Below are 23,393 nucleotides of genomic sequence, written 5' to 3'. Positions count from 1 at the left end.
CCAGCACACCGTGCCTCAAGTCCGGTGACACGCGACCGATAAATACGGTCAGAACCACCCGCCGAGCCTTCCGGCCTGCAGCGTCTCAATCGGACCTCTCACCATGTTCGTCATCATCGGCTACGTCGTCGCGCTGGGTTGCATCTTTGGGGCCTACATCATCCATGGTGGCAACATCGAAGTGATCCTGCATGCGATCCCGACCGAGATGATGGCCATCGGCGGCGGCGCGATGGGCGCCTTCGTCGTCGCCAACCAGCCCAAGACGCTGAAGGCCGTGCTGAAGGCGATCCCGACGCTGCTGAAGGGCTCCAAGTACACCAAGGCGCGCTACATGGAGCTGATGGCGCTGCTCTACGACATCCTGCAGAAGGCCCGCAAGGAAGGCCTGATGGCGATCGAGAAGGATGTCGAGGACCCCCACAACTCCGCGCTGTTCAAGAAGTACGCCACCGTCGGCTCGGATCACCACGTGGTCGAGTTCGTCACCGACTACCTGCGCATGATGGTGTCGGGCAACCTGAACCCGCACGAGATCGAGTCGCTGATGGACAGCGAGATCGAGACCCACCACCACGAGGCGCACGCCCCGGCCGCCGCGATCGGCCGCCTGGCCGGCGCGCTGCCGGCCTTCGGCATCGTCGCGGCCGTGCTGGGCGTCGTGAACACCATGGGCTCGGTCGGCCAGCCGCCCGCCGTGCTGGGCGGCATGATCGGCTCGGCGCTGGTCGGCACCTTCCTCGGCATCCTGCTGGCCTATGCGGTCGTCGAGCCGCTCGGCGGCCTGCTCGAGCAGAAGAACGACGAGGGCTCGAAGGAGCTGCAGTGCATCAAGACCACGCTGCTTGCGAGCATGCAAGGCTATGCACCCGCCATCGCGGTGGAGTTCGGCCGCAAGACGCTGTACTCGACCGAGCGCCCGAGCTTCAGCGAGCTCGAAGGTCACGTCAAGGGAAAGAAGTGAGCCATGGCCGGTGACGCGAAGAAGCTGCAGCCGATCATCGTCAAGAAGATCAAGAAGGGCGGCCACGGTGCGCATGGCGGCGCGTGGAAGATCGCCTATGCCGACTTCGTGACGGCGATGATGGCCTTCTTCCTGCTGATGTGGCTGCTCGGCTCCACGACCGAAGGCGACCGCAAGGGCATCGAGGACTATTTCAACAACCCGGTCAAGGTCGCGATGATGGGCGGATCGGGCTCCGGCGATTCGTCGAGCGTGGTCAAGGGCGGCGGCCAGGACCTGACGCGCAGCACCGGCCAGGTCAAGCGCGGCGACGTCGAGGCCGAGCGCAAGAGCTACACGCTGCAGGCGCTCAAGGCGGTGCGTGCCCAGCAGGCCGCGGCCGAGGCCGAATCCCTGAAGCAGTTGCGCGGCCGCGTCGAGTCCAAGCTGGCCAGCGACCCGCGGCTGAGCGAACTCAAGGCCCAGATCCGCTTCGACATGACGCCCGACGGCCTGCGCATCCAGATCGTCGACGAGCAGAACCGTCCGATGTTCGCGACCGGATCGGCCATCGTGCAACCCTATATGCGTGAACTGCTGCGAACCATCGGCGGCGTGCTGGCCGAGGTGCCGAACAAGCTGACGCTGGAAGGACACACCGACGCGGCGGCGTTCAGCGCCGGCGCCGCCGGGTACAGCAACTGGGAGCTGTCGGCCGACCGCGCCAATGCGTCGCGCCGAGAACTGATCAGCGGCGGTCTGGCCGACGAAAAGGTGCTGCGCGTGCAGGGCCTGGCCGCGAGCAGCCTGTTCGACCGTGATCAACCGCTCAACCCGATCAACCGCCGCATCAGCATCATCGTGATGAACCGCGACGCAGAAGATCGTTTCCACCAGGCCACGCAGGCCGATGTCCAGCCGCCGGCGCTGGAGGTCGCGAATGCACTCGCGGCGGCGGCCTCAAGTGCGCCGGCCGACACCCGATAACCCGTACAGACCCCGATGGCCGCCTTCGAGCGGCATGAACCGACAGCGCGCGAGGACACAGATCATGAGCACCCCCGACCTCAAATTCCTGATCGTCGATGACTTCTCGACCATGCGCCGCATCGTGCGCGGACTGCTCAAGGAGATCGGCTACAACAATGCCGACGAAGCCGAGGACGGTGCCGTGGCGCTGCAGATGATGAAGACCTCGAAGTACGACTTCGTGGTCAGCGACATCAACATGCCCAACATGAACGGCTTCGACCTGCTCAAGGCCGTCAAGGCCGACGAGAGCCTGAAGCACATTCCCGTGCTGATGGTCACCGCCGAGGCGCGCAAGGAAGACATCGTGCTCGCCGCACAGACCGGTGCGGCCGGCTACATCGTCAAACCCTTCACCAAAGCCACGCTCGAGGAGAAGGTCCAGAAAATCATGCAAAAACTCGCGGCCACGGCCTGAAGGACAGCCTCATGAAGATGGACGATACGGCCGTGCTGGCCCCGCCGCCGGCGGCGAGCGCTTCGCCCGAGGTATTTCAGCAGCTCGGTGCGATCACGCGCCAGCTGCACGACACGCTGGCCCAGCTCGGCGTCACGCCCAAGCTGCAGCAGGCCGCCGAGTGCCTGCCCGACGCACGCAGCCGCCTGAACTACATCGCCGAGAAGACCGGCGCGGCCGCCGACAAGGTGCTGAACTCGGTCGACCACGCCAAGCTCGAGCACGCACGCATCGCGGCCGAGACGCGGCGCATCGCCAGCGCCATCGTCGCCGACCCGGTGAAGGCCGTGGCCTCGGGCTCGGTGATGAACTTCGTCGGCGACGTCGAGGCCGCGACGGCGCGCATCGACGCCCACCTGACCGACATCATGATGGCGCAGGACTTCCACGACCTGACCGGTCAGGTCGTCGCCAAGGTGGTCGCACTGGCGAGCGACCTCGAAGACAGCCTCGTCAAGCTGCTGGTGCAGGCGGCACCGCCCGAGCAGGCGCAAAAAGTGGAGAGCACGATCCTCAACGGCCCGGTCGTCAACCCCGAAGGTCGGGCCGACGTGGTGCAGAACCAGGGCGAGGTCGACGACCTGCTGGCCAGCCTCGGCTTCTAGGACGCTGGCAGTCCACCGGCACGACGGCGCGCTTCGGCGCGCCGTTGCACTTGGCGACGCTGCGGCAGCCGCCGCAGCAGTTCAGTGACCGCGGCCGGTCGCCCGCAACAGCAACCGGGACGGCGGCGGCCGCGACATGCGGGCCGGCCGGTAGGCCGAGCGCACACGCAGCGGTGGCAGGACGGGTGAGGCTTGCGCGCGATCGGAACCCGGGGGAGGCTCTGCCAGCTGCGCGCTGCGGGGATGTGGATCGAGCGCCAGGAAGCGCCGCCGCAGGGTGCAAAAACGATCGAAGTCCGATGCCGCGATCGAGCACCAGAAGGCGGTGAAGAGGCCCAGACAGGTCAGCATCCAGCCAGCACCGTCGCCGAGCGGTGCGCCCCACGGCGTCAGCAGGGTCCAGGCCATCAGCGCCAGCGCGACGAACACGGTCAGGTCGATGCCGAGTGCGCCGCCGGTGCGGGTGAAGCACGGGCTCAATTGCCGCAGTGCGGCACGCGGCAGGGCCAGTACGGTAGATGCCCCGGCAACGGCCCGGAGCGCCGCGAAATCGAACCCCGGTTCTCGTGCTGCTGTGTCCATGTCCGCGCTCCTTGTCCGGCGATGAATTGCCTTGGCGATAAGGTAGCGAATCGACAGCGACGGGACACCCCACGATTGCAGGGCGCGCAACACCCCGAACGGCAATCGGTCACGGCGGCTCCGGCATCGGCCGCGTCGAACGCACGCTTGCGGTGCATCGCGGCCGCTCTCGGGCATGACGTTTTCTACAATCGGGCCCATGTCTGCCGCTGCATCCATTCTCAACCTCGCCGCCTACAAGTTCGTCACGCTCGAAGATCCTGCGCTGCTGCGCGCGCGGCTGATGGAAGAGGCGCAAGCCGCCGCGCTGAAGGGCAGCATCTTGCTGGCCGAGGAAGGCATCAACTTCTTTCTCGCCGGGGACGCGGCGGCGGCACGCGCATTCCTGTCCATGCTGCGGCGCGACAGGCGCTTCGCCGACCTGCACGCCAAGGAAAGCTGGAGCCGGACGCAGCCGTTCCGGCGCCTGCGCGTCAAGCTCAAGCGTGAAATCATCCGCATGGACCATCCGACGATCCGCCCGGCCGCGGCCCGTGCGCCAGCGCTGGACAGCACCACCCTGGCGCGCTGGCTCGACGCCGGACGCTGCGAAGCCGGTCGACCACTGCTGATGCTCGACACGCGCAACGGCTTCGAAGTCGACGCGGGGCGCTTCGTCGGCGCACTCGACTGGCGGCTCGAACGCTTCGGCGACTTCCCCGCGGCGCTGGCGGCGCACCGTGCAACGCTCGAAGGCAAGACCGTGGTGAGCTATTGCACCGGCGGCATCCGCTGCGAGAAGGCCGCGCTGCTGATGCGCGAGCAGGGCCTCGAGCATGTGCTGCAGCTCGACGGCGGCATCCTGCAGTACTTCGAGACCGTGGGCGGGCACCACTACGAAGGCGGCTGCTTCGTGTTCGACGAACGTGGCACGCTCGACGCCCGCCTGCAGCCTTCGCCCGCCTGAGCGCAGCCTGCGGCAGAACTCGCTCCGTCTCCACCGGTTACGGGGAAGCGGGGGCTCTGGGGCCCGCATCGTCGGCCGCGCCCAGGCGCAGGACTTGCTCCAGCGTGATACCTGCCGCAATTTGCACCTGCATGTGACGGCGGGCCGTCACTTCGATGCCAAGATGGAAGCCCTGCAACGCGCCATCACCGGAGGCTTGATCATCATGCCGGCCATCCTGCTCGCTGCTGCGTTCGGCCCGTCACTCCGGGAAAGAGCCGGGATGGTGCGAATCGCCGGCCGGCGGTTCGCCGCGCTGGCCACTGCCCTCGCCCTCACCGCGGCGGCCGTCGCCGGTCCGGTGGCAGCGGATCCGCCGCCCCAAGGCTATGCGGTGCCGATCGGTGGCGAGCTGAAGTACGACAACACGGCCGTCTGGTCGCGGCTGGTGCAGCTGTCAGGGGGGCTCGGTTCACGCTGGGTGGTCATTCCTGCCGCCTCGTCGGCGCCCGAAAAGACCGGCGAGATGGTCGTCGACGCCCTGCAGCGCCACGGCGCGCAGGCACAGACCTTGCCGGTCGCGCCTGAATGGCAAGGCCGTGCGGTGGACGAGGCGGTGCATGACCCGGTGTTGGTCGAGCAGGTGCTCGCGGCCACCGGCATCTATTTCGCCGGGGGTGCGCAGTCGCGCATCACCGACTCCCTGCAACCCGACGGCAAGCCGACGCCGCTGCTGCAGGCGATCTGGAGCGTGTACCGGGCCGGCGGCGTGGTGGCCGGCACCAGTGCCGGTGCCGCGGTGATGAGCGAGACCATGTTCCGCGACGCCTTCGACGTGCTGCGCGTGCTCAAGCGCGGCCGTCTCGACGAAGGCCAGGAGATCGGCCGCGGGCTCGGCTTCGTCGGACCGGAACTGTTGATCGACCAGCACTTCCTCAAGCGCGGCCGCATCGGCCGGCTGCTCCCGCTGATGGTGCAGAAGGGCTACCGGCTGGGCCTCGGCGTCGAGGAGAACACCGCCGCGATCCTGCATGACGGCATGGTCGAAGTGGTGGGCGGCAAGGGCGTGCTGCTGGTCGATCTGGGCGCTGCCTCGCAGGACGGCCGGCTCGATGCCTTCAACCTGCGCAACGCCAAGCTCACCTACCTGGACCGCGGCGACCGCCACGACCTGCACAGTGGCGTCACCACGCCCTCGATCCAGAAGTTGCAGGGCCAGCTGATCGACCCCGCCTCGCCGGACTTCGCGCCGAGCTTCGAGAGTGCGCCGTTCCAGAATGACATGCTCGGCGATTCGACCATCGTCAACGCCATGGGCTCGCTGCTCGACAACCGCGACACCGAGTCGACCGGGCTGGCCTTCAGCGGCACGCCGCGCGCCAGCGATCCGCAACCTGACCTGGGTTTCGAATTCCGACTGCGCCGCGGTCCCGACAGCCGCGGCTGGTACACCAGCGCGTTCGGCGGCGAGGACTACACGGTGCTCAACCTCTACCTCGACGTGACGCCGATCACCATCGCCCGCCCGCTCTACAGCACGGCGACCGCTGCCGCCACGGACGCGGTCGTGCCCCACTACGAGCCGCTCGCACCGACGCCACCCTGAGCGGTGGTCCCGATGCGCCCGGCAGCGGCTAGCATCGCGTCCGGTGCCGGCCCGAGTGCCGCCCTCACCTCCCCCAACGACCTCACGAGGACCGCATGACCCGTTTCGCCTCCTTCCTGGCCCTGGCCGCCTTCGTGCTCTTCGCAGCCGAGCCCGGCCTCGCTGCCGACGGGAAGAAGCTGCGCATCGCCGTCGAGGGTGCCTACCCGCCGTTCAGCGAGGTCACGCCGTCGGGTCAGCTCAAGGGCTTCGACATCGACATCGCCAACGCGCTGTGCGCACAGATGAAGGTCGAGTGCACGCTGGTGCAGCAGGACTTCGACGGCATGATCCCGGCGCTGCAGGCGCGCAAGTTCGACGCCATCGTCGCGTCGATGTCGATCACGCCGGAGCGCCAGAAGGTCGTCGCTTTCACCGACCGCTATTACCAGACGCCCGCACGCCTGGTCGCCAAGTCCGGCAGCAAGCTGGAGCTCACGCCTGAGGGCCTCAAGGGCAAGAAGATCGGCGTTCAGCGCTCGACCATCCACGACCGCTTCGCGACCGCCACCTTCAAGGGCGCCGAGATCGTGCGCTACACGAAGCAGGACGAGGTCTTCCTCGACCTCGCCGCCGGCCGCATCGACGCGACGCTGCAGGACTCGGTGGCCGCCGACGTCGGCTTCCTGAAAACGCCGTTGGGCAAGGGCTACGGCTATGTCGGCCCGTTCTACGACGACGAGACGTTCTTCGGCGTCGGCGCCGGCATCGCGCTGCGCAAGGGCGACACCGAGCTGCAGACGAAGCTCAATGCGGCGATCAAGGGCATCCGCGCCGACGGCACCTACAAGAAGATCCAGGACAAGTACTTCGACTTCGACGTCTACGGCGAAGCACCGAAGAAGTGAGCTCACGAGCCCGGCACGCGCCGTCCGTCCCGACACGATGCTGCATGGCTATGCGCCCTCGCTGCTGAGCGGCACGCTGCTGACGCTGGCGGTTGCACTCGCGTCGCTGGCGATCGCCGGCGTGCTGGGCCTGGCCGCCGCGAGTGCGCGGTTGTCGCGCTCGCGGCTGCTGCAGGCCGGTGCGCTGGCCTACACCACGCTGATCCGCGGCGTGCCCGACCTGGTGCTGATGCTGCTGGTGTTCTTCGGCGGTCAGCTTGCGGTCAATGCGTTCGCGCAGCAGCTGGGCTTGGCGGACTACCTCGACGTCGACCCCTTCGTCGCCGGCGTGCTGACGATCGGCTTCGTGTTCGGCGCCTACCTCGGCGAAACCTTCCGTGGCGCCTTCCTGGCACTGGCGCCGGGCCAGTGCGAAGCCGGCCTCGCCTGCGGCATGAGCCGTTGGCAGGTGCTGCGCCGCATCGAGCTGCCGCAGATGCTGCGCCACGCGCTGCCGGGGCTCTCGAACAACTGGCTGGTGCTGGTCAAGAGCACCGCCATCGTCTCGGTGATCGGCCTCAACGACATGATGCTGCGCGCCACCCAGGCCGCCGGCGCAACGCGCGAGCCCTTTGTCTTCTACGCGGCGGCGGCGGCGATCTACCTTGCCATCACCAGCCTGAGCGAACTCGGCTTCAAGCTGCTGGGCAAGCGCCTCGCGGTCGGCATCCGGACGAGTGCGCTGTGAACTTCGAGGCCGTCGTCGAGAGCGCACCGCTCTACGCCAGCGGCCTGGCGACGACGCTGCAGTTGCTGCTGATCTCGCTCGCCGCAGGGCTGGCGGCGGCGCTGCCGCTCGCAGTGCTGCGGGTGTCGGCGTCAGGCTGGTTGCACGGCCCGGTCTGGTGTTTCACCTACGTGATCCGCGGCACGCCGCTGCTGGTGCAGCTCTTCCTCGTCTACTACGGTCTGGCGCAGTTCGAGGCGGTGCGCAGCAGCTTCGCCTGGCCCTGGCTGCAGTCGGCCTGGTTCTGCGCCTGCCTGGCGTTCTCGATCAACACCTGCGCCTACACCACCGAGATCATCGCCGGCAGCCTGAAAGCCACGCCGCACGGCGAGGTCGAGGCCGCCCGTGCGCTGGGACTCACGCGCGCGCAGGTGTGGCGGCGCATCCTGCTGCCCTCGGCGCTGCGGCGCGCACTGCCGACCTACGGCAACGAGGTCGTGCTGATGCTGCATGGCACCTCGCTCGCCAGCGTGGTGACGCTGCTCGATCTCACCGGCGCCGCCCGGGAAGTGAATTCGCGCTTCTACCTGCCCTTCGAAGCCTTCCTCACCGCGGGTGCGGTCTACTTGGCGCTGACGCTGGCGCTGGTCGGCGCGCTGCATGCGGCCGAACGCCGCTGGCTCGCGCACCTGCGACCGCGGGCCTGAGTTTCCCGGAGACCGACACCATGCAACGCCGCGACCACCCCCTGCCGAGCCGCAGCCTCGGCACCGTTCGCACACTGACCAGCTTCCACTACGGACCGCCCGGCGGCGCGAAGGCCTACGTGCAGGCCTCGCTGCACGCTGACGAGCTGCCGGGCATGCTGGTCGCGCACCACCTGCGCGAGCGCCTCGCCGAGCTCGAGGCGAGGGACGCCCTGCGAGGCGAAGTCGTGGTCGTGCCGGTGGCCAACCCGATCGGCCTGTCGCAGTGGCTGCTGCGCAGCCCGATCGGCCGCTTCGAACTCGCCAGCGGCGAGAACTTCAACCGCCACTACCCGGCCCTGCGCGACGCGGTGTGGGCACGCATCGAGCCAGGCCTGGGCGCCGATCCGCAGGCGAATGCAGCCCTGGTGCGCGCCGCGCTGCGGGAGTCGGTGGCGCTGCTGACGGTCGAGTCCGAGTTGGAAGCGCAGCGCCGCTGCCTGCTCGCGCTGGCCTGCGACGCCGAGGTGGTGCTGGACCTGCACTGCGATGCCGAGGCCGTGCTGCACCTCTACACCGGCACGCCGCTGTGGCCGCAGACCGAGCCGCTGGCACGCCTGCTGGGTGCCCAGGCCACCCTGCTGGCCAACGAGTCGGGCGACCAACCCTTCGACGAGGCCTGCTCGCAGCTGTGGTGGGAGCTGGCCGAGAAGGCCGGCCCGGCGCGCCCCGTGCCGCTGGGCTGCCTGTCGGTGACCGTCGAGCTGCGCGGCATGGCCGATGTGAGTCACGCGCAGGCGCGGCAGGATGCGCAGGCCCTGATCGACTTCCTGGTCCACCGCGGCCTCGTCGCCGGCGAGGCGCCGCCACTGCCGTCGCTCAGGTACGCTGCCACGCCGCTGGCCGGCTCGATGCCGGTCACCACGCCGGTCAGCGGCGTCGTCGCCTGGCACCGCGGACCGGGTGACTGGGTGCGCGAAGGTGAGGTGATCGTCGACGTGATCGACCCGATCAGCGGCCAGGTGACGGTGCTCGCGAGCGCGACAGACGGCCTGCTCTATGCGCGCGAGAACCTGCGCTTCGTGATGGCGGGCACCCGTCTGGCCAAGGTGGCCGGCAGCGAGGCCCGAAGGACCGGCAAGCTGCTGGGCGCCTGACTCATGCCCGACCTCAAGCTCCAGGCCGTCGACCTGCACAAGCGCTACGGCACGCACGAGGTGCTGAAGGGCGTGTCGCTCGCGGCGCAGGCCGGCGACGTGATCACCGTCGTCGGCTCCAGCGGCTCCGGCAAGAGCACGCTGCTGCGCTGCCTGAACCTGCTCGAGCAGCCGAACCACGGCCGCCTGCTGCTCGGCGGCGAAGAACTCGCCCTCGTGCCGGACCGCGACGGCAGCCTGCGCGCGCGCGACGCGAAGCAGCTGCAGCGCTGGCGCGCGCGGCTGGCGATGGTGTTCCAGTCCTTCAACCTGTGGCAGCACCTGACCGCGCTGCAGAACATCATCGAGGCACCGATGCAGGTGCTGGGGCTCGGCAGGGCCGAGGCCACCGAGCGTGCGCAGGCGCTGTTGGCGCGCGTGGGTGTGGCCCACCGTGCCACCACCTATCCGGCGCACCTGTCCGGCGGCGAGCAGCAGCGCGTCGCGATCGCGCGCGCGCTGGCGATGGAGCCCGAGGTGATGCTGTTCGACGAACCGACCTCGGCGCTCGACCCCGAACTGGTCGGCGAGGTGCTGAAGGTGATGCGCGATCTCGCGGCCGAAGGCCGCACGATGATCGTCGTCACGCACGAGATGGGCTTCGCGCGCGAGGTGTCCAACCACACGCTGTTCCTGCACCAGGGCCTGATCGAGGAACAAGGCCCGCCGCACGAAGTGCTGGCGCAACCCCGCAGCGAGCGCTTGCGCGCCTTCCTGTCCGGCGGCTTGAAGTGAAGCGGGACGGGACGGCACGGCACGGCGCCGCCGCGCCGCTCAGCCGCCGCGCAGGACTTCGAGCACCTCGGAGTGGAACTCGCGCTGGTAGAGGATGTAGACGACACCGGCCGTGGCCAGCGCGAACACCAGCGGCGAGAAGAACCAGCCGATCGCCGCGAACGAGAAGTAGTAGGCCCGCAGTCCGTCGTTGAAGGTCTCGGCCGCCATGCCGACGACGCGCCCCGCGCGGTCCGCGAAGGCCTCACGCTGGGCCTGGCCGGCTTCGCCCAGTGCGTCGAACTCGCGCGCCTCGGGCGCCGACGCGACCAGCAGCGCACCGAAGGTGTACTGCCGCAGGCTCCAGGTGAAGCGGAAGAAGGCGTAGACGAACACCGCCGTCAACAGCAGCAACTTCAAGTCGAACACCAGCGCGGTCGTGCGCGTGGCGAACGGCAGCTCCTGCACCAGCTCGGTCGCCCGGTCCGAGGTGCCGAGCAGGGCCAGCAGGCCGCCGATGATCAGGATCGTCGTCGACGCGAAGAAGCTCGGGCTGGTCGACAGGTTCTGCACCACCACGCCGTCGATCACACGCACTTCGCGGCGCGTGGTCTGCAGCATCCACTGGCGGCGGATGCGGTTGGTCGAGCCGAGAATGGACGCATGGGTCGCCGCGCGACGATGCGCGAAGTTGGCGTAGCCGGCCCAGGCCGCGAAGAACCAGCCGACCGCCGCCCAGTCGGCCCACGGCAGCAGCGACAACACCGTCGAGAAGGAGAGCGAGGAGAAGAGCGTCATGAAGCGATGCTAGGGCCTGCCTTCGTCGTTGGCGAGCCGGCGTCGTGTCTCCGGCGGGCAGGGGCAGCTCGATCGGCGACGACCGCTTCCCGTACAGTCGCGCCTCCGCATTCTTCGCTGTGTGCATGAGCGTCCAAGACCACGCTGTCCTGATCATCGGCGCCGGCTTCGCCGGCCTCGGCATGGCCATCCGGCTCCAGCAGGACGGCATCGACGACTTCGCGATCCTCGAGCGCGCCGACGCGGTGGGCGGCACCTGGCGCGACAACCGCTACCCCGGTTGCGCCTGCGACGTGCCCTCGCACCTGTACTCCTACTCCTTCGAGCCGAACCCGCACTGGACACGAGCCTATGCGCCCTGGCACGAGATCCGCGACTACCTCGAGCACTGCGTGCGCAAGTACCGGCTCAGCCCGCACCTGCGCTTCGGCGCCGCGCTGCACGAGGCCCGCTGGGACGCCGCGGCCGGGCGCTGGCAGGTCCTGACCACCGACGGCCGGCGCTACAGCGCGCCGGTGCTGATCGCCGGGCTCGGCGGCCTCAGCAACCCGGCGCTGCCGCGCATCGACGGCATGGAGCGCTTCGCCGGCCCCAGTGTCCACAGCGCCGCCTGGCCGGACCGGCTGGACCTCACCGGGCGCCGCGTCGCGGTGATCGGCACCGGCGCCAGCGCGATCCAGCTCGTGCCGCAGCTCGCCGCGCAAGCTGCCCACGTAGACCTCTACCAGCGCACACCCGCCTGGGTGCTGCCCAAGGCCGACCGCGCGCTGCACGGCTGGGAGCGCCGCTTGTTCGCGCGGTGGCCGCTCACGCAGCGCCTCGCCCGCCTTGCCAGCTACTGGCAACACGAGGCGCGCGCGTTCCCGCTGCTGAAGCGGCCGCAGTGGCTGCGCGTGGCCGAAGCCACCGCGCGCCGCCACCTGGCGCGCCAGATCTCGGACCCGTCACTGCGCACGCGGCTCACCCCCGACTACACGCTGGGCTGCAAGCGCGTGCTGCTGTCCAACGACTACTACCCGGCGCTGGCACGGCCCAACGTCGAGCTGGTGACCGACGCGATCCGCGAGATCACGCCGCACGGCGTGGTCACCACGGACGGCCGCGAGCGCGCGGCCGATGTGCTGGTGTGGTGCACCGGCTTCCGCGTGCAGGGGCGCCTGCCGGCCGGCACCGTCGTCGGGCGCGACGGACAGGACCTGCGCAATGCCTGGGAGCACGCCAACCAGGCCTACCTCGGCAGCAGCGTCGCCGGCTTCCCCAACTTCTTCCTGCTGACCGGGCCGAACACCGGCCTCGGCCACAGCTCGATGCTGCTGATGATCGAGTCGCAGCTCGCTTACATCGGCGACGCGCTGCGCACGCTGCGCGAGCGCGGCCTGCGCAGCGCCGAGGTCCGGCGCGAGGTTCAGGACACCTACAACGAGGAGCTGCAGCGCCGCCTGGCCGGCACCGCCTGGGCCAGCGGCTGCCACAGCTGGTACCTCGACCGCAATGGCCGCAACACCGTCATCTGGCCGGGCTACACCTTCGGTTTCCGGCGCCGCACGCGCCACTTCGACGCGGCGGCCTACCGCCTGGAGCCGTCGCCGCGCTGAACGCGCAGCGCCCGGCGAGGAACGACGCTCAGCCGCGGAGCGTCCCGGCCGTCTTCAGCAGTGCCGCCAGCACACCGTCCAGTGTCTTCGCCTGCTTCTCGTCGGCCAGGGCGCCGTCGGCCGTGAAGGCCTGCGCCGCATGGCTCAGCGCGAACTGCTGCGGCAGCACCAGCATGGCGGGATTGAGCGACAGGAAGTTGCGCAGCACCAGCAGACTGCGCAGGCCGCCCAGCGCGCCGGGCGAGGCGCTCAGCAGCGCGGTTGGCTTGCCGTTCATCGCCTTCATGCCCTCGGGCAGGCGCGACACCCAATCGATGGTGTTGATCAGCAGGGGGGTCGGGAAGGCGTTGTACTCGGGCGAGACGACCACGAAGGCATCGTGGGTCGCCATCTGCTGCGCCAGCGTTGCAGCGCCGGGCGGCACGCCCTGCGCGGCCTCGAGGTCGGCGTCGTAGACCGGCAGCGCCAGCGCGCGCAGGTCGGCCACGGTCGGCTCGGCACCCAGCTCGCGCAGCGCGGCCGCGGCCGCGGCCGCGAGCTTGAGGTTCCACGACCCCGTGCGGACACTGCCCGGGATCAACAACACGCGCAGACCGGCCATCGCTCGCTCCTTTACTTGTTCAGTCGAGCGGTCATTGTCGCGACCCGCGCGCCGAACTGCTTCGCGGTCTCCAGATCGCCCGACAGCATCTCGTCGACGCTGGCGTCCGACGGGCTCTGCGCCATTGCGCCGGAAAAGGCACCAAGGTGATTGACGTCGTTGCGGACCGCGGCCTTGCTGCTGGCCGGCATCATGCCGGTGCCGACCCAGACGCCGCCGTGCTGCATCGCCAGCGTGAACAGGTAGTGCAGCGTCGACAGCTTGTCGCCGCTCGGCGAGGCGCTGTTGGTGAAGCCGGCGAACAGCTTGTCCTTCCACGCATGGCCGAACCAGGGCTTGCTCGACGCGTCGGCGAACTTCTTGAACTGCCAGCTCACGCTGCCCATGTAGGTCGGCGAGCCCATGACGATGGCGTCGGCCGCGGCCAGCTTCTCCCAGCCGCCTTCGGGCAGATTGCCTTCGGCATCGATCGGCAGCAGGTCGCCGCCGGCGCCCTGCGCCACGGACTCGGCCATGCGTTTGGTGTGGCCGTAGCCGCTGTGGAAGACGATGACGATCTTGGACATGGTGAATACCTTTCGAGTGGGTCGAGAGAGAGACTGAGAGAAGCGTCCGGCGTGCCTCAGCGCGCCAGGTCGAACACGATCACTTCGGCGTCGTCGCCGTCACCCAGTTCGAGCCGGCTCTCGCCGTCGAGCATGGCGGCGTCGCCGGTCTGCAGTGCCTGGCCGTTCACGCTCACGCTGCCACGTGCCACGTGCACATAGGCCAGGCGCCGGGGGTCGAGCGTCAGCCCGGCGCGCTCGGGGCCGTCGAACAAGCCGACGTACATCGCCGCATCGGCGTTCAGGGTCACCGCGCCGTCGCGGCCGTCCGGCGCGGCGACGAGCTTGAGCACGCCACGCTTCGCGTCGGCCGCAAAGTGCTTCTGCTCGTAGCTCGGCGCGATGCCCTGCGCCTGCGGCAGGATCCAGATCTGCAGGAAGTGCGTGGTCTGCTGGGCAGCGTGGTTGAACTCGCTGTGCCGGATGCCGCTGCCCGCGCTCATGCGCTGCACGTCGCCCGGCTGGATGGCCGCGCCGTTGCCGATGCTGTCCTTGTGGCCGACCGCGCCTTCGAGCACGTAGCTGATGATCTCCATGTCGCGGTGGCCGTGCGTGCCGAAGCCGGTCCCGGGGGCGATGCGGTCCTCGTTGATGACGCGCAGGTTGCCGAAGCCCATGTGGGCCGGATCAACATACTCGGCGAACGAGAAGCTGTGATAGCTCTTGAGCCAACCGTGGTCGGCATAACCGCGTTCGGCGGACTTGCGCAGGGTGATCATCGAGGGCTCCTGGTCGGTGGCGGTGTCGTGCACCGCGATGAAGTCAATGTAGGTGGGGGACCGACCGCGATCAGTCGCCGCGCCTTGATGGCATCATTCAAAGTCCTTGAAGCCCAGAACCCCGATGAGCGACCGTCGCAACGCCCTGACCCCCGAAGCGCTGACCATGGTCGACCTGATTGCGCGCACCGGCAGCTTCGCGGCCGCGGCACGCGAACTCGGCAAGGTGCCCTCGGCGCTGACCTACAGCGTGCGGCAGCTGGAGGACGCGCTCGACGTGCTGCTGTTCGACCGCAGTTCGCGTCAGGCCAAGCTCACCGCCGCCGGCGAGGAACTGCTGCACGAGGGTCGGCGGCTGCTGCTGGAGATCGACGCGGTGGCGAACCGCGTCAAGCGCGTCGCCACCGGCTGGGAAACGCAGCTCACGGTCGCGGTCGACAACATCCTGGCGCCCACCGCGGTGTTCGAGCTGGTCGAGGCCTTCTACACGCTGCGCGTCGCCACCCGCAATGCCCCCGACAGCCCCCCGCCGACGCGGCTGCGGCTGCGCAGCGAGGTGCTCTCGGGCACCTGGGAGGTGCTGGCCACCGGCCAGGCCGACCTCGCGATCGGCATCGCCGGGGACCCTTCGCAAGGCAGCAGCGGCATCCGCTGCGAACTGCTGGGCACGCTGAACATGCGCTTTGCCGTCGCCCCCCACCATGCGCTGGCGGCGCTGCCCGAGCCGCTGTCGGCCGAGACGATCGCCCAGCACCGGGTGATCGCCATCGCCGACAGCGCACACAGCTTCACCCCGATGACCGTGGGCGTGCAGCCGGGCCAGGACGTGCTGACCGTGCCCTCGCTCGCCGCCAAGCTCGAGGCCCTGCTGCGCGGCCTCGGCTGCGGTTCGGTGCCCGAGCCGCTGCTGCGGCGCCATGCCGAGGCCGGTCGGCTGGTGATCAAGCGCACCGCGCTGCCGGCCCGCAGCCTCGGTCTGCACTACGCCTGGCATGCGCCGGGCAACGCCCTGCCCGGCCTGGCCTTGCAGTGGTGGCTGTCGCAGCTGCGCAGCGCGGCGACGCAGCGCGCGCTGCTGGAGCAGCATGCCGGGTTGGTGCTCTAGCTGCAAGAGCGCCCCTTCGTTGCCTCGAGAACAGTGACTTCGAGCCTCCCCTACGTCGGTCGTTTCGCCCCTTCGCCCACCGGCCCGCTGCATGCCGGCTCGCTGGTCGCCGCACTGGCGAGCTGGCTGGACGCGCGGGCCCACGGCGGCCGCTGGCTGGTGCGCATCGAGGACGTGGACACACCGCGCTGCGCTCCGGGCGCCGAGCGCGAGATCCTGCGCCAGCTCGACATCCTGGGGCTGCGCGCCGACGCGCCGCCGCTGCGGCAGAGCGAGCGCGGCGCGCACTACCAGGCGGCGCTCGACCGTCTGCTGCAAGCCGGGCTGGCGTACCCCTGCGCCTGCACGCGCCTGCAGATCACCGCGGCGAACGCCGCGCGCGGCCTGCCGCCTTCGCGCCATGCAGAGCTCGTCTATCCGGGCAGCTGCCGTCCCGAGCGCGGCGGCCTGCACGGCCGACCGGCACGGGCCTGGCGGCTGCGCATCCCCGACGGCGCGCACGTGACGTGGACCGACCGCCGGCTGGGCGTGCAGTCGCAAGAGGTCGACCTGGCCGTCGGCGACTTCGTGCTGTGGCGCGCCGACGGCCTGTGGGCCTACCAGTTGGCCGTGGTGGTCGACGACGCGGCACAGGGCGTGACCGACATCGTGCGCGGCGAGGACCTGGCCGACAACACCGCGCGCCAGGTGCTGCTGCAGCGCGCGCTCGGCCTGCCGACGCCGCACTACCTGCACACGCCGCTGGTGCGGACCGCCGACGGCGAAAAGCTGAGCAAGCAGCATGGCGCGCCGCCCCTGGACCTGCGCGAGCCAGGCGCGTCGCTGGCGGCCGCCGCGGCCGTGCTCGGCCTGGAGCTGCCGCGCGAACAACCCGCGACAGACTGGTTGTCGCAGGCCGTGGGCGCCTGGCAGGCGATCAGCGGCCCGCCGGGCTGACCCCCCGTGTCCGGTGAGCCTTGTAAGAAATGGACTACCGCAGCAAGGACCGAACGCCGATGGTCTGCCGCTTCAGCGGCCCATAACATTCGCACACACATACAGAAGCGGTGGTGATCCCGCGACTTCACGGATTCCTTTCTGCCGTATATGCCATCGCGCCGCGTTTTCATCGTCGAGGACAGCCCGGTCATCCGGGCCAACCTGATCGACACCCTCGAAGAATTGACCCCCGTGTCCGTGGTCGGCTGGTCGGATGGCGAAGCCGGGGCGCTCACCTGGCTCGCCGAGCATCCCGACGGCTGGGATCTGCTGATCGTCGACCTCTTCCTCAAGCAAGGCTCGGGGCTGGGCGTCTTGCAGGCCTGCAAGCAGCGCACGCCCGGGCGCAAGCTGGTGGTGTTCAGCAACTATGCGACGGTCGACCTGCGCATGAAGTGCATGGAGCTGCGTGCGGACGCGGTGTTCGACAAGTCCAACGAGATCGATGGCCTGATCGACTATTGCGCCGGCCTGGAGGGCAATGCGCCACCGGCGCATGCCTGAGGCTGCCTGCTCACAGGCTCACAGGATCAGGCCGTTCTTCAGCGCGTAGTAGGTGAGGTCGCTGTTGGACGCGAGTTTCATCTTCTCCATGACGCGCGTGCGATAGGTGCTGACCGTCTTCACGCTCAACGAGAGGCTTTCGCCGATGGCACCGATGGTCTCGCCCTGCGCCAGCCGCAGGAACACCTGCAGTTCACGCTCCGAAAGCTGCTCGTGAGGCAACCCGTCCGTCTTGCCGCCGCCGAGTTGGTCCGCCAGCAACTCGGCCACGGCCGGCGTGATGTAGCGGCGCCCGCGCGACAGCGTGCGCACCGCGGTCACGATCTCCTGCGGATCGCATTCCTTGTTGAGGTAGCCGCTCGCGCCCTGCTTGAGCAGCGCGGTCGCGTAATGCGTCTCGGGGTAGGCGCTGAAGATCAGCACGGGCAGCTCGGGCGCCCGCGCCCGGATGCCGGACAGCACGTCGACGCCGTTCTGGTCGGGCATCGACACGTCGAGGATCAGCACGTCGATGCCGCCGGCGCGCACGAGGTCCAGGGCCTCGCGGCCGTTGGCGGCCTCGGCCACCACCTCCAGGTCCATCTGCTCGGCGAGATACTGGCGCAGACCAGCCCGTACGATGGCGTGGTCGTCGACGATCGCGACTTTGATGGACATGGACTTCGCTAGGCCGGGCTGCGGTGCGATCGATTCTAGGTCGGGTGGAGCGCTTCGTGGTCCCGGCGCTTGCCCCCTTTGCCGCGGCTGCGCCGCCTCACGAGCATGACACCCACACGCCAATGGCGAACCTCCGCCCTCAGCTTTCCGCTCGCGTTGCTGGTGGCGCTGGCCTTGCTGCTGATCAGCGAAACGTCCTACCACCGATCGCTGTCGGCCCTCAACGAAACCAGCGTCGCCTTCGACGCGCGCATCCAGGTCGGCCAGGTGTTGCGCTACATGGTCGATGCGGAGACCGGTCAGCGCGGCTTCCTGCTGAGCGGCAAGGACAGCTACCTCGCGCCCTACGACGACGCGGTCCGGCAGATCAAGGCGCTGCTGCCGAAGCTGAACACCTACTATGCAGGTCATCCGGCGCAATTGCCGGACTTCGAGCTGCTGGCACGAGCGATCGAGAAGAAGCTGTCGGAAATGTCCGAGACGATCCAGCTGTACCGCGCGGGCCGCGATTCGGCGTGGCACGGCCTGATGGAGTCGGACATCGGCCTGGAGGCTCAGCAGACCATACGCGTCGTGACCGACCGGCTCGTGGGCGTCGAGATGCAGCGCCTGCAGGCCCATCAGGAGCAGATGGCGCAGACTCTGCTGATCAGCCGGCTCGGTGTGGCCGCGATGACCGTGCTCAGCGTGCTGGCCTTCTACTTCTACCTGGAGCAGACGCGCGCGCTGGTCGCCGAGCGCGAACGCCAGCGGGCGGTGCTGCAGGCCGAGCGGGACCTGCTCGAGTCCGAGGTCGCGCGGCGCACCCGCGAGCTCACGGTCCTGGCACGGCACCTGCAAACCACGCAGGAGAGCGAGCGCAGCCACCTTGCCCGGGAACTGCACGATGAACTCGGCGCGCTCCTCACCTCGGCCAAGCTCGACGTCGCCCGGTTGCGCTCGCGCCTGCCCACGGTGACGCCGGAGGTCTCGACGCGCTTCGCCCACCTCAACGAAGCGCTCAACAGCGGCATCGCGCTCAAGCGCCGCATCATCGAGGATCTGCGTCCTTCGGCACTGAGCCACCTCGGCCTGACGGTCTCGCTCGACATCCTGGCGCGCGAGTTCGGCGAGCGCTCCGGCCTCGCGGTGCACACTGCGTTCTCACCGGTGACGCTCGGCGACAGCGGCAATCTGACGGTCTATCGCTTCGTGCAGGAGGCGCTGACCAACGTCGCCAAATACGCCAGGGCGAGCCGCGTCGAGGTGTGCCTGAGCACGGACGCGGACTGCGTCGAGATCTCCGTGCGCGACAACGGCAGCGGCTTCGATCCGGCAGCCGTTCACAGCGGTGCTCACGGACTCACCGGCATGCGCTTTCGGGTCGAAGCCGAAGGCGGCCGCATGACCGTGGTGTCGCAGCCCGGACTCGGCGTGCTGCTGAGCGCCCGCCTCCCGGTCCGCCCGCCCGGGATGCAAGCCGCGCCCGGCGGCAGCGGCACGGCACCGTCCTAGGAGTCCGTTGCCGGCGGCGCGCGGGCTCGGCCGAGGCGCCCACGCACCGCCGGCGCATGGGCGCCGTCCTACAGCATGGCGCTGCGGCGGACGACAAGGGCCAGGAGCCATGTCTCATAGGCCGTGCAGGCCGCTCCTCCTACATTGAGGCCACGGTTCGGCGCGATCCCCGCGCCGGCCTCCCGGCGCACCGGGAGCCGTTTCAACCGAGGAGCCCAGCATGCTGCACTACGCCGTCGTCTTTTTCGTCATCGCCTTGATTGCTGCCGTGTTCGGCTTCGGCGGCATCGCCGCCAGCGCCGCGGGCATCGCCAAGATCCTGTTCTTCGTGTTCGTGATCCTGGCCGTCGCCAGCTTCCTGTTCGGCCTGATCCGCAAGGGCTGACGCCGCTGTTTCACCGATCGCGCCGACTCGGGCGCATACTCGTTTCAACCCGCCTCGCAAGGAGCTTCCATGACCCCCAGCACGCCCTCCATCCAGCCCCAGATCCAGCAAGCCGCCAACGCCGCCGAGCGCCTGACCGACAGCGCCGAGCAGGCCGTGTCCGGCTTGCGCGAGCGCGTCATCCCCGCCGCGGTGCGCCTGGCGAGCCAGGCCGAGGACCTGGCCCATCGCGGCTACGACGCAGTGCGCGACGGCTCGCAGCAATTGCGCGAACGCGCGGTCGATGCGCGCGAGCGCGGTGTGCGCTACGTTCGGGAGGAGCCGGTCAAGGCCGTGCTCATCGCCGCGGCCGCCGGCGCAGCGCTGATGGCGCTGGCGCAACTCGTTTCGCACCGCCGTAGCGATCGCCCCTGAACGGCTTGCGGCCGCGAGCAACCCATGCTGCCCCTTCTTCGCGTGATCGCGAACGAACCCGGCACCCTGGTCGAGCATGCCACTGCGTATGCCGACCTGGCCAGCGACGAGCTGCAGAGCCTGAGTGACCACTGGTCACGACGGCTGGTGTGGCTGATCGTCGCCGCCGTCGCGGCGTTGGCCACGTTGGTGCTCGCCGGCATGGCGGTGATGCTGTGGGCCGTCGTGCCACCGCACGAAACGGCCCACGCATGGCTGCTGGTGGCCGTGCCCGTCGTCCCGGCGATCGTTGCGCTGGTGGCACTGCAGGGGGTCCGAAGCATGGGGCAACGCCCCGCCTTCGACACGCTGCGGGCCCAGTTGCGCGAGGACCTTGCGCTGGTCCGTGAGGGACTGGCGCAGTGAGCACGCCACCGGTTTGCCCTGAACTGACGCCGATCGAGCGCCTCGGGCGCTCGCGCGCACGTCTGCGCAGCACCTGGATCGTGCAGCAACGCCCTGCGCGACAGGGCCGAGCCGGCGCCTGCGCGCCGCGCGATGCCGCTGGCGCCTCGCCGCCCGTGGGCGAAGGCACGATCGATTTGCTGGCCTCGATGCTGGCGCGATGGTGGCAGCGGCACCCGCTGCACGAGGCGGTGAACGTCGCCTCCGAGCTGGGTGGGCCGGCGGCACGCCGTCTGCTCGCGTCGACCGCAGAACGTCATCCGCTGCGGCTGCTGGCGCTGGCCGCGGGCGCTGGCGCGCTGCTCGTCGCCTTGCGGCCCTGGCGCTGGCTGCCCCAGGCCGCGCTGTCGTCAGCGCTGCTGACGACGCTCCGGCCGCGTGGCAGCCTGACACGCTGGCTCGGCACCGGCGGGCTGGCCAGTCTGCTGACGAGCGGTGAACTCAGCCGTCTGTTGGCCAGCCTGATGAGGCCTGCTCCGGACGGCGCGGACGCACCGGTTGCACCGGGCGCCCCCGCGGCACCCGAGGCCGAGCCCGCGTCTCCCGACGCCGCCAACGACCCTGCGGTGCCACAGGCCGACGCAGCGAAGCGCTGAGCGGCGCCGCGGGCCCGCTGCTCGCAGACGGCCTGCGGGCCGCCGCTCCTGGCCTGCAAGAAGAACCCCATCGTGCGCCACGGCGCACTTTTTCTTGCCCCGCGTGCGCCATGGGGTCACGTCCTACACGTCCTGGCGTCAGCCTCCGATACCGGGCAAGCGCACCGATTTCTACAGTACGTCAACGGTGCAGCCAGCCCGCCAACCACTGACCCCTCGACAAGGAGTTTTCGATGAGCAAGACCACCTCCCAAGCGGAACACCTGGCGCTGGACGAGAAGGCGATCAGAGCCGCCGCGACGCACCTTGACGAAGGCGCCGTGACCCCGAGCTACGGCCCGTGGCGCGATGGCATCGTGAAGCTGCTGAACGACGCGCTCGCCACCGAGCTGGTGTGCGTGTTGCGCTACAAGCGCCACCACTTCACGGCGCACGGCATGGCGTCGCCCAAGGTGGCCGAGGAGTTCATGGTGCACGCCGTCGAGGAGGCGGCGCACGCCGACCGGCTGGCGCGGCGCATCGTGCAACTCGGCGGCGAGCCCGACTTCTCTCCCGACAGCCTGAGCGCCCGCAGCAACGCCCGATACGACACCTCGAGCGAGCTGCAGGCGATGGTCAAGGCGAACCTGATCGCCGAGCGCGTGGCGATCGAGACCTACCGCCAGATGATCGACCTGATCGGTGACACCGATCCGACGACGCGGCGCCTGCTCGAAGACATCCTCGGCGACGAGGAAGAACACGCCGACGAAATGAAGGACCTGCTGGAAGGCTGAGTCCGCCCTCGATCAACCCCTCACCGACCCCCAGGAGATCCCGATGAAATTGCGCACCCTCATCATCGCCGCCGCCACCGTCACCACGCTCGCCGTCACCAGCGGCTGCGCCGTGCAGCGCGGCCAGTCGACCGTCGGCCAGTACATCGACGACGCGACCATCACCACCTCGGTGAAAACCAAGCTGATCGAAGACAAGACCGTCGACGCCAGCGCGATCAGTGTCGAGACCCTGAACGGCACGGTGCAGCTCGCGGGTTTCGCGAAGAGCGCGACCGAGAAGGCCCAGGCCGAGGTGCTGGCGCGCCGCGCCAGCGGCGTCAAGGACGTGAAGAACTCGATCGTCGTGAAGGACTGACCCTCGGCCCTTCGTTTTTCCAACCCACCCGAAAAGGAGATTCACCCATGAACTGGGACCGCATCGAAGGAAACTGGAAGCAAGTCAAGGGCAAGGCCAAGGAACAATGGGGCAAGTTGACCGATGACGACTTCGACGTCATCGCCGGCAAGCGCGATCAGCTCGCCGGCAAGATCCAGGAGCGCTACGGCGTGGCCAAGGACGAAGCCGAGAAACAGGTCTCGTCGTGGGAACGCAGCGCCAAGGACGACTGGTTCACCGACGGCGGCGGCCACCCCCGTCACTGACCGCATTCGCATCGGCGCGGGCGATCACCTGCCCGGCGTTCCAGGACCGACATCCGCGAGCGCAGTGGCCCGGCCCCATCGAGGCTGGGCCCTTGTCATTCAGGACGAGCCTTGGCTCCAGCTTCAGTCTGACGCGTTCGAACGCAATGCCGTTTCAAAGCGCGAGGAAATGCTCGCGGTAGTAGGCCAGCTCGTCGATGGACTCGTGGATGTCGGCCAGCGCCGTGTGCGCCTGGGCCTTCTTGAAACCGTCGAGGATGGTCGGCTTCCAGCGCCGCGCCAGCTCCTTGAGCGTGCTGACGTCCAGGTTGCGGTAGTGGAAGAAGGCCTCGAGCGCCGGCATATCCTTCGCGAGGAAGCGGCGATCCTGGCAGATCGAATTACCGCTCATCGGGGACTTGCCCGCCGGCACGTACTGCTTCAGGAACTCGATCACCTGCTGCTGCGCGGTGGCCTCATCGACGGTCGACGCTTTCACCCGATCGATCAGGCCGCTCCTGCCATGGGTGCCCTTGTTCCAGGCGTCCATGGCATCGAGGACCGCGTCGCTCTGGTGCACGGCAAACACCGGGCCCTCGACACGCACGGTCAGGCCCGGGTCGGTGACCACGACCGCGATCTCGATGATGCGGTCGTTGGCAGGATCGAGTCCGGTCATCTCGAGATCGATCCAGACGAGGTTCTGGTCGCTCTTGACCAGCGGGGAGGAGGCGGTGGCTGTATCGGTCATGGGGGGTCCTT

General features: G+C 69.1%; 30 protein-coding genes. 23 read left to right on the top strand and 7 right to left on the bottom strand.

The annotated features are described in order from the left end of the window. Positions 1-103 precede the first annotated feature (103 nt). The 4 genes from motA to ACQY9S_RS00420 all read left to right on the top strand — a co-directional run bounded on the left by motA (position 104) and on the right by ACQY9S_RS00420 (position 3,034). The gene (gene motA, locus ACQY9S_RS00435) at positions 104-964 is read left to right on the top strand and encodes a flagellar motor stator protein MotA (RefSeq protein ID WP_428422609.1); all 861 of its coding nucleotides are present in this window, start codon (positions 104-106) and stop codon (positions 962-964) included. A 3-nt stretch (positions 965-967) separates the two neighbouring features. Next, complete coding sequence (gene motB, locus ACQY9S_RS00430) at positions 968-1,930, top strand: flagellar motor protein MotB (protein ID WP_428422608.1); 963 nt, start codon at positions 968-970, stop codon at positions 1,928-1,930. 64 nt (positions 1,931-1,994) lie between these two features. Further along, positions 1,995-2,390, top strand: a complete 396-nt coding sequence (gene cheY, locus ACQY9S_RS00425; RefSeq protein ID WP_428422607.1) for a chemotaxis response regulator CheY — start codon at positions 1,995-1,997, stop codon at positions 2,388-2,390. Between the two features lie 11 nt (positions 2,391-2,401). Beyond that, positions 2,402-3,034, top strand: a complete 633-nt coding sequence (locus tag ACQY9S_RS00420; RefSeq protein WP_428422606.1) for a protein phosphatase CheZ — start codon at positions 2,402-2,404, stop codon at positions 3,032-3,034. Between the two features lie 81 nt (positions 3,035-3,115). Here ACQY9S_RS00420 and ACQY9S_RS00415 read toward each other — a convergent pair whose 3' ends face one another. Continuing rightward, positions 3,116-3,709 (bottom strand): hypothetical protein, encoded by a 594-nt coding sequence (locus tag ACQY9S_RS00415; RefSeq protein WP_428422605.1) that lies wholly within the window; start codon positions 3,707-3,709, stop codon positions 3,116-3,118. Positions 3,710-3,815: 106 nt separating this feature from the next. Between ACQY9S_RS00415 and ACQY9S_RS00410 the strand changes: the two genes are divergently transcribed. The 7 genes from ACQY9S_RS00410 (at position 3,816) to ACQY9S_RS00380 (ending at position 10,357) form a co-directional block, all read left to right on the top strand. Continuing rightward, a complete protein-coding gene (locus ACQY9S_RS00410; protein ID WP_428422604.1) occupies positions 3,816-4,562 on the top strand; it encodes a sulfurtransferase in 747 nt (248 codons plus the stop codon). 163 nt (positions 4,563-4,725) lie between these two features. Next, the gene (locus ACQY9S_RS00405) at positions 4,726-6,147 is read left to right on the top strand and encodes a cyanophycinase (protein ID WP_428422603.1); all 1,422 of its coding nucleotides are present in this window, start codon (positions 4,726-4,728) and stop codon (positions 6,145-6,147) included. Positions 6,148-6,242: 95 nt separating this feature from the next. Then, positions 6,243-7,034: an ABC transporter substrate-binding protein gene (locus ACQY9S_RS00400; RefSeq protein WP_428422602.1), complete on the top strand. Its 792-nt coding sequence runs from the start codon at positions 6,243-6,245 to the stop codon at positions 7,032-7,034. 37 nt (positions 7,035-7,071) lie between these two features. Continuing rightward, entirely contained in the window at positions 7,072-7,761 is a 690-nt protein-coding gene (locus ACQY9S_RS00395; RefSeq protein ID WP_428422601.1) for an ABC transporter permease, read from the top strand. Then, positions 7,758-8,447: an ABC transporter permease gene (locus ACQY9S_RS00390; RefSeq protein WP_428422600.1), complete on the top strand. Its 690-nt coding sequence runs from the start codon at positions 7,758-7,760 to the stop codon at positions 8,445-8,447. Before ACQY9S_RS00395 ends, ACQY9S_RS00390 begins: the two co-directional genes overlap by 4 nt. Positions 8,448-8,467: 20 nt before the next feature. Beyond that, complete coding sequence (locus tag ACQY9S_RS00385) at positions 8,468-9,583, top strand: succinylglutamate desuccinylase/aspartoacylase family protein (RefSeq protein ID WP_428422599.1); 1,116 nt, start codon at positions 8,468-8,470, stop codon at positions 9,581-9,583. A 3-nt stretch (positions 9,584-9,586) separates the two neighbouring features. Further along, entirely contained in the window at positions 9,587-10,357 is a 771-nt protein-coding gene (locus tag ACQY9S_RS00380; RefSeq protein WP_428422598.1) for an ABC transporter ATP-binding protein, read from the top strand. A gap of 39 nt (positions 10,358-10,396) precedes the next feature. Here ACQY9S_RS00380 and ACQY9S_RS00375 read toward each other — a convergent pair whose 3' ends face one another. Next, the gene (locus ACQY9S_RS00375) at positions 10,397-11,134 is read right to left on the bottom strand and encodes a DUF599 domain-containing protein (protein WP_428422597.1); all 738 of its coding nucleotides are present in this window, start codon (positions 11,132-11,134) and stop codon (positions 10,397-10,399) included. Positions 11,135-11,259: 125 nt separating this feature from the next. On the opposite strand from ACQY9S_RS00375, the gene ACQY9S_RS00370 reads away from it, so the two are divergent. After that, on the top strand, positions 11,260-12,729 hold the full coding sequence (locus ACQY9S_RS00370; RefSeq protein ID WP_428422596.1) for a flavin-containing monooxygenase: 1,470 nt from the start codon (positions 11,260-11,262) through the stop codon (positions 12,727-12,729). Positions 12,730-12,757: 28 nt separating this feature from the next. Here the strand turns inward: ACQY9S_RS00370 and ACQY9S_RS00365 are convergent, their stop codons facing one another. From ACQY9S_RS00365 to ACQY9S_RS00355, 3 genes are read right to left on the bottom strand one after another with little or no spacing between them, the layout of a single operon-like run. Continuing rightward, positions 12,758-13,330, bottom strand: a complete 573-nt coding sequence (locus ACQY9S_RS00365; protein ID WP_428422595.1) for an NADPH-dependent FMN reductase — start codon at positions 13,328-13,330, stop codon at positions 12,758-12,760. 11 nt (positions 13,331-13,341) lie between these two features. Continuing rightward, positions 13,342-13,896 carry a flavodoxin family protein gene (locus ACQY9S_RS00360; RefSeq protein WP_428422594.1) on the bottom strand — a complete coding sequence of 185 codons (555 nt, stop codon included), beginning with the start codon at positions 13,894-13,896 and terminating at the stop codon, positions 13,342-13,344. 56 nt (positions 13,897-13,952) lie between these two features. Next, positions 13,953-14,654 carry a pirin family protein gene (locus ACQY9S_RS00355; protein ID WP_428422593.1) on the bottom strand — a complete coding sequence of 234 codons (702 nt, stop codon included), beginning with the start codon at positions 14,652-14,654 and terminating at the stop codon, positions 13,953-13,955. Positions 14,655-14,778: 124 nt separating this feature from the next. On the opposite strand from ACQY9S_RS00355, the gene ACQY9S_RS00350 reads away from it, so the two are divergent. The 3 genes from ACQY9S_RS00350 to ACQY9S_RS00340 all read left to right on the top strand — a co-directional run bounded on the left by ACQY9S_RS00350 (position 14,779) and on the right by ACQY9S_RS00340 (position 17,241). Next, a complete protein-coding gene (locus ACQY9S_RS00350) occupies positions 14,779-15,759 on the top strand; it encodes a LysR substrate-binding domain-containing protein (protein ID WP_428422592.1) in 981 nt (326 codons plus the stop codon). Between the two features lie 33 nt (positions 15,760-15,792). Then, on the top strand, positions 15,793-16,695 hold the full coding sequence (gluQRS, locus tag ACQY9S_RS00345) for a tRNA glutamyl-Q(34) synthetase GluQRS (protein ID WP_428422591.1): 903 nt from the start codon (positions 15,793-15,795) through the stop codon (positions 16,693-16,695). 150 nt (positions 16,696-16,845) lie between these two features. Then, the gene (locus tag ACQY9S_RS00340; RefSeq protein WP_428422590.1) at positions 16,846-17,241 is read left to right on the top strand and encodes a response regulator transcription factor; all 396 of its coding nucleotides are present in this window, start codon (positions 16,846-16,848) and stop codon (positions 17,239-17,241) included. A gap of 18 nt (positions 17,242-17,259) precedes the next feature. Here ACQY9S_RS00340 and ACQY9S_RS00335 read toward each other — a convergent pair whose 3' ends face one another. Beyond that, positions 17,260-17,898 (bottom strand): response regulator, encoded by a 639-nt coding sequence (locus ACQY9S_RS00335; protein WP_428422589.1) that lies wholly within the window; start codon positions 17,896-17,898, stop codon positions 17,260-17,262. Positions 17,899-18,003: 105 nt separating this feature from the next. Here ACQY9S_RS00335 and ACQY9S_RS00330 point away from each other — a divergent pair, with 105 nt between their 5' ends. The 8 genes from ACQY9S_RS00330 to ACQY9S_RS00295 all read left to right on the top strand — a co-directional run bounded on the left by ACQY9S_RS00330 (position 18,004) and on the right by ACQY9S_RS00295 (position 22,652). Beyond that, positions 18,004-19,392, top strand: a complete 1,389-nt coding sequence (locus tag ACQY9S_RS00330) for a sensor histidine kinase (RefSeq protein WP_428422588.1) — start codon at positions 18,004-18,006, stop codon at positions 19,390-19,392. A 220-nt stretch (positions 19,393-19,612) separates the two neighbouring features. Beyond that, positions 19,613-19,777 carry a DUF1328 domain-containing protein gene (locus ACQY9S_RS00325; RefSeq protein ID WP_082535889.1) on the top strand — a complete coding sequence of 55 codons (165 nt, stop codon included), beginning with the start codon at positions 19,613-19,615 and terminating at the stop codon, positions 19,775-19,777. A 69-nt stretch (positions 19,778-19,846) separates the two neighbouring features. Continuing rightward, complete coding sequence (locus ACQY9S_RS00320) at positions 19,847-20,191, top strand: hypothetical protein (RefSeq protein ID WP_428422587.1); 345 nt, start codon at positions 19,847-19,849, stop codon at positions 20,189-20,191. Positions 20,192-20,215: 24 nt separating this feature from the next. Further along, positions 20,216-20,596, top strand: a complete 381-nt coding sequence (locus tag ACQY9S_RS00315; RefSeq protein WP_428422586.1) for a hypothetical protein — start codon at positions 20,216-20,218, stop codon at positions 20,594-20,596. Further along, positions 20,593-21,231 carry a hypothetical protein gene (locus tag ACQY9S_RS00310; RefSeq protein WP_428422585.1) on the top strand — a complete coding sequence of 213 codons (639 nt, stop codon included), beginning with the start codon at positions 20,593-20,595 and terminating at the stop codon, positions 21,229-21,231. The genes ACQY9S_RS00315 and ACQY9S_RS00310 overlap by 4 nt, the downstream gene beginning before the upstream one ends. A 233-nt stretch (positions 21,232-21,464) precedes the next feature. Next, the gene (locus ACQY9S_RS00305) at positions 21,465-22,007 is read left to right on the top strand and encodes a ferritin-like domain-containing protein (protein WP_428422584.1); all 543 of its coding nucleotides are present in this window, start codon (positions 21,465-21,467) and stop codon (positions 22,005-22,007) included. 43 nt (positions 22,008-22,050) lie between these two features. Further along, on the top strand, positions 22,051-22,365 hold the full coding sequence (locus ACQY9S_RS00300) for a BON domain-containing protein (protein WP_428422583.1): 315 nt from the start codon (positions 22,051-22,053) through the stop codon (positions 22,363-22,365). A 47-nt stretch (positions 22,366-22,412) separates the two neighbouring features. After that, positions 22,413-22,652 (top strand): CsbD family protein, encoded by a 240-nt coding sequence (locus tag ACQY9S_RS00295; protein WP_428422582.1) that lies wholly within the window; start codon positions 22,413-22,415, stop codon positions 22,650-22,652. Positions 22,653-22,806: 154 nt separating this feature from the next. Here the strand turns inward: ACQY9S_RS00295 and orn are convergent, their stop codons facing one another. Continuing rightward, entirely contained in the window at positions 22,807-23,382 is a 576-nt protein-coding gene (gene orn / locus ACQY9S_RS00290; RefSeq protein ID WP_428422581.1) for an oligoribonuclease, read from the bottom strand. Between the last annotated feature and the right edge of the window lie 11 nt (positions 23,383-23,393).

The organism is Methylibium sp., from assembly GCF_965279545.1.
Classification (GTDB): domain Bacteria; phylum Pseudomonadota; class Gammaproteobacteria; order Burkholderiales; family Burkholderiaceae_C; genus Methylibium.
This window is presented reverse-complemented; position numbering and strand designations above follow the sequence as displayed.

Excerpts from the sequence above, each read along its gene's own strand:
- ACQY9S_RS00410 (WP_428422604.1), top strand. The coding sequence starts at position 3,816 with ATGTCTGCCGCTGCATCCATTCTCAACCTCGCCGCCTACAAGTTCGTC.
- motB (WP_428422608.1), top strand. The coding sequence starts at position 968 with ATGGCCGGTGACGCGAAGAAGCTGCAGCCGATCATCGTCAAGAAGATC.
- ACQY9S_RS00305 (WP_428422584.1), top strand. The coding sequence starts at position 21,465 with ATGAGCAAGACCACCTCCCAAGCGGAACACCTGGCGCTGGACGAGAAG.
- ACQY9S_RS00340 (WP_428422590.1), top strand. The coding sequence starts at position 16,846 with ATGCCATCGCGCCGCGTTTTCATCGTCGAGGACAGCCCGGTCATCCGG.
- ACQY9S_RS00395 (WP_428422601.1), top strand. The coding sequence starts at position 7,072 with ATGCTGCATGGCTATGCGCCCTCGCTGCTGAGCGGCACGCTGCTGACG.
- ACQY9S_RS00320 (WP_428422587.1), top strand. The coding sequence starts at position 19,847 with ATGACCCCCAGCACGCCCTCCATCCAGCCCCAGATCCAGCAAGCCGCC.
- ACQY9S_RS00365 (WP_428422595.1), bottom strand. The coding sequence starts at position 13,330 with ATGGCCGGTCTGCGCGTGTTGTTGATCCCGGGCAGTGTCCGCACGGGG.
- ACQY9S_RS00330 (WP_428422588.1), top strand. The coding sequence starts at position 18,004 with ATGACACCCACACGCCAATGGCGAACCTCCGCCCTCAGCTTTCCGCTC.
- ACQY9S_RS00375 (WP_428422597.1), bottom strand. The coding sequence starts at position 11,134 with ATGACGCTCTTCTCCTCGCTCTCCTTCTCGACGGTGTTGTCGCTGCTG.
- ACQY9S_RS00420 (WP_428422606.1), top strand. The coding sequence starts at position 2,402 with ATGAAGATGGACGATACGGCCGTGCTGGCCCCGCCGCCGGCGGCGAGC.
- ACQY9S_RS00335 (WP_428422589.1), bottom strand. The coding sequence starts at position 17,898 with ATGTCCATCAAAGTCGCGATCGTCGACGACCACGCCATCGTACGGGCT.
- ACQY9S_RS00355 (WP_428422593.1), bottom strand. The coding sequence starts at position 14,654 with ATGATCACCCTGCGCAAGTCCGCCGAACGCGGTTATGCCGACCACGGT.
- ACQY9S_RS00405 (WP_428422603.1), top strand. The coding sequence starts at position 4,726 with ATGGAAGCCCTGCAACGCGCCATCACCGGAGGCTTGATCATCATGCCG.
- ACQY9S_RS00385 (WP_428422599.1), top strand. The coding sequence starts at position 8,468 with ATGCAACGCCGCGACCACCCCCTGCCGAGCCGCAGCCTCGGCACCGTT.
- ACQY9S_RS00400 (WP_428422602.1), top strand. The coding sequence starts at position 6,243 with ATGACCCGTTTCGCCTCCTTCCTGGCCCTGGCCGCCTTCGTGCTCTTC.
- ACQY9S_RS00315 (WP_428422586.1), top strand. The coding sequence starts at position 20,216 with ATGCTGCCCCTTCTTCGCGTGATCGCGAACGAACCCGGCACCCTGGTC.
- ACQY9S_RS00325 (WP_082535889.1), top strand. The coding sequence starts at position 19,613 with ATGCTGCACTACGCCGTCGTCTTTTTCGTCATCGCCTTGATTGCTGCC.
- orn (WP_428422581.1), bottom strand. The coding sequence starts at position 23,382 with ATGACCGATACAGCCACCGCCTCCTCCCCGCTGGTCAAGAGCGACCAG.
- ACQY9S_RS00300 (WP_428422583.1), top strand. The coding sequence starts at position 22,051 with ATGAAATTGCGCACCCTCATCATCGCCGCCGCCACCGTCACCACGCTC.
- ACQY9S_RS00360 (WP_428422594.1), bottom strand. The coding sequence starts at position 13,896 with ATGTCCAAGATCGTCATCGTCTTCCACAGCGGCTACGGCCACACCAAA.
- ACQY9S_RS00380 (WP_428422598.1), top strand. The coding sequence starts at position 9,587 with ATGCCCGACCTCAAGCTCCAGGCCGTCGACCTGCACAAGCGCTACGGC.
- ACQY9S_RS00370 (WP_428422596.1), top strand. The coding sequence starts at position 11,260 with ATGAGCGTCCAAGACCACGCTGTCCTGATCATCGGCGCCGGCTTCGCC.
- ACQY9S_RS00295 (WP_428422582.1), top strand. The coding sequence starts at position 22,413 with ATGAACTGGGACCGCATCGAAGGAAACTGGAAGCAAGTCAAGGGCAAG.
- cheY (WP_428422607.1), top strand. The coding sequence starts at position 1,995 with ATGAGCACCCCCGACCTCAAATTCCTGATCGTCGATGACTTCTCGACC.
- ACQY9S_RS00350 (WP_428422592.1), top strand. The coding sequence starts at position 14,779 with ATGAGCGACCGTCGCAACGCCCTGACCCCCGAAGCGCTGACCATGGTC.
- motA (WP_428422609.1), top strand. The coding sequence starts at position 104 with ATGTTCGTCATCATCGGCTACGTCGTCGCGCTGGGTTGCATCTTTGGG.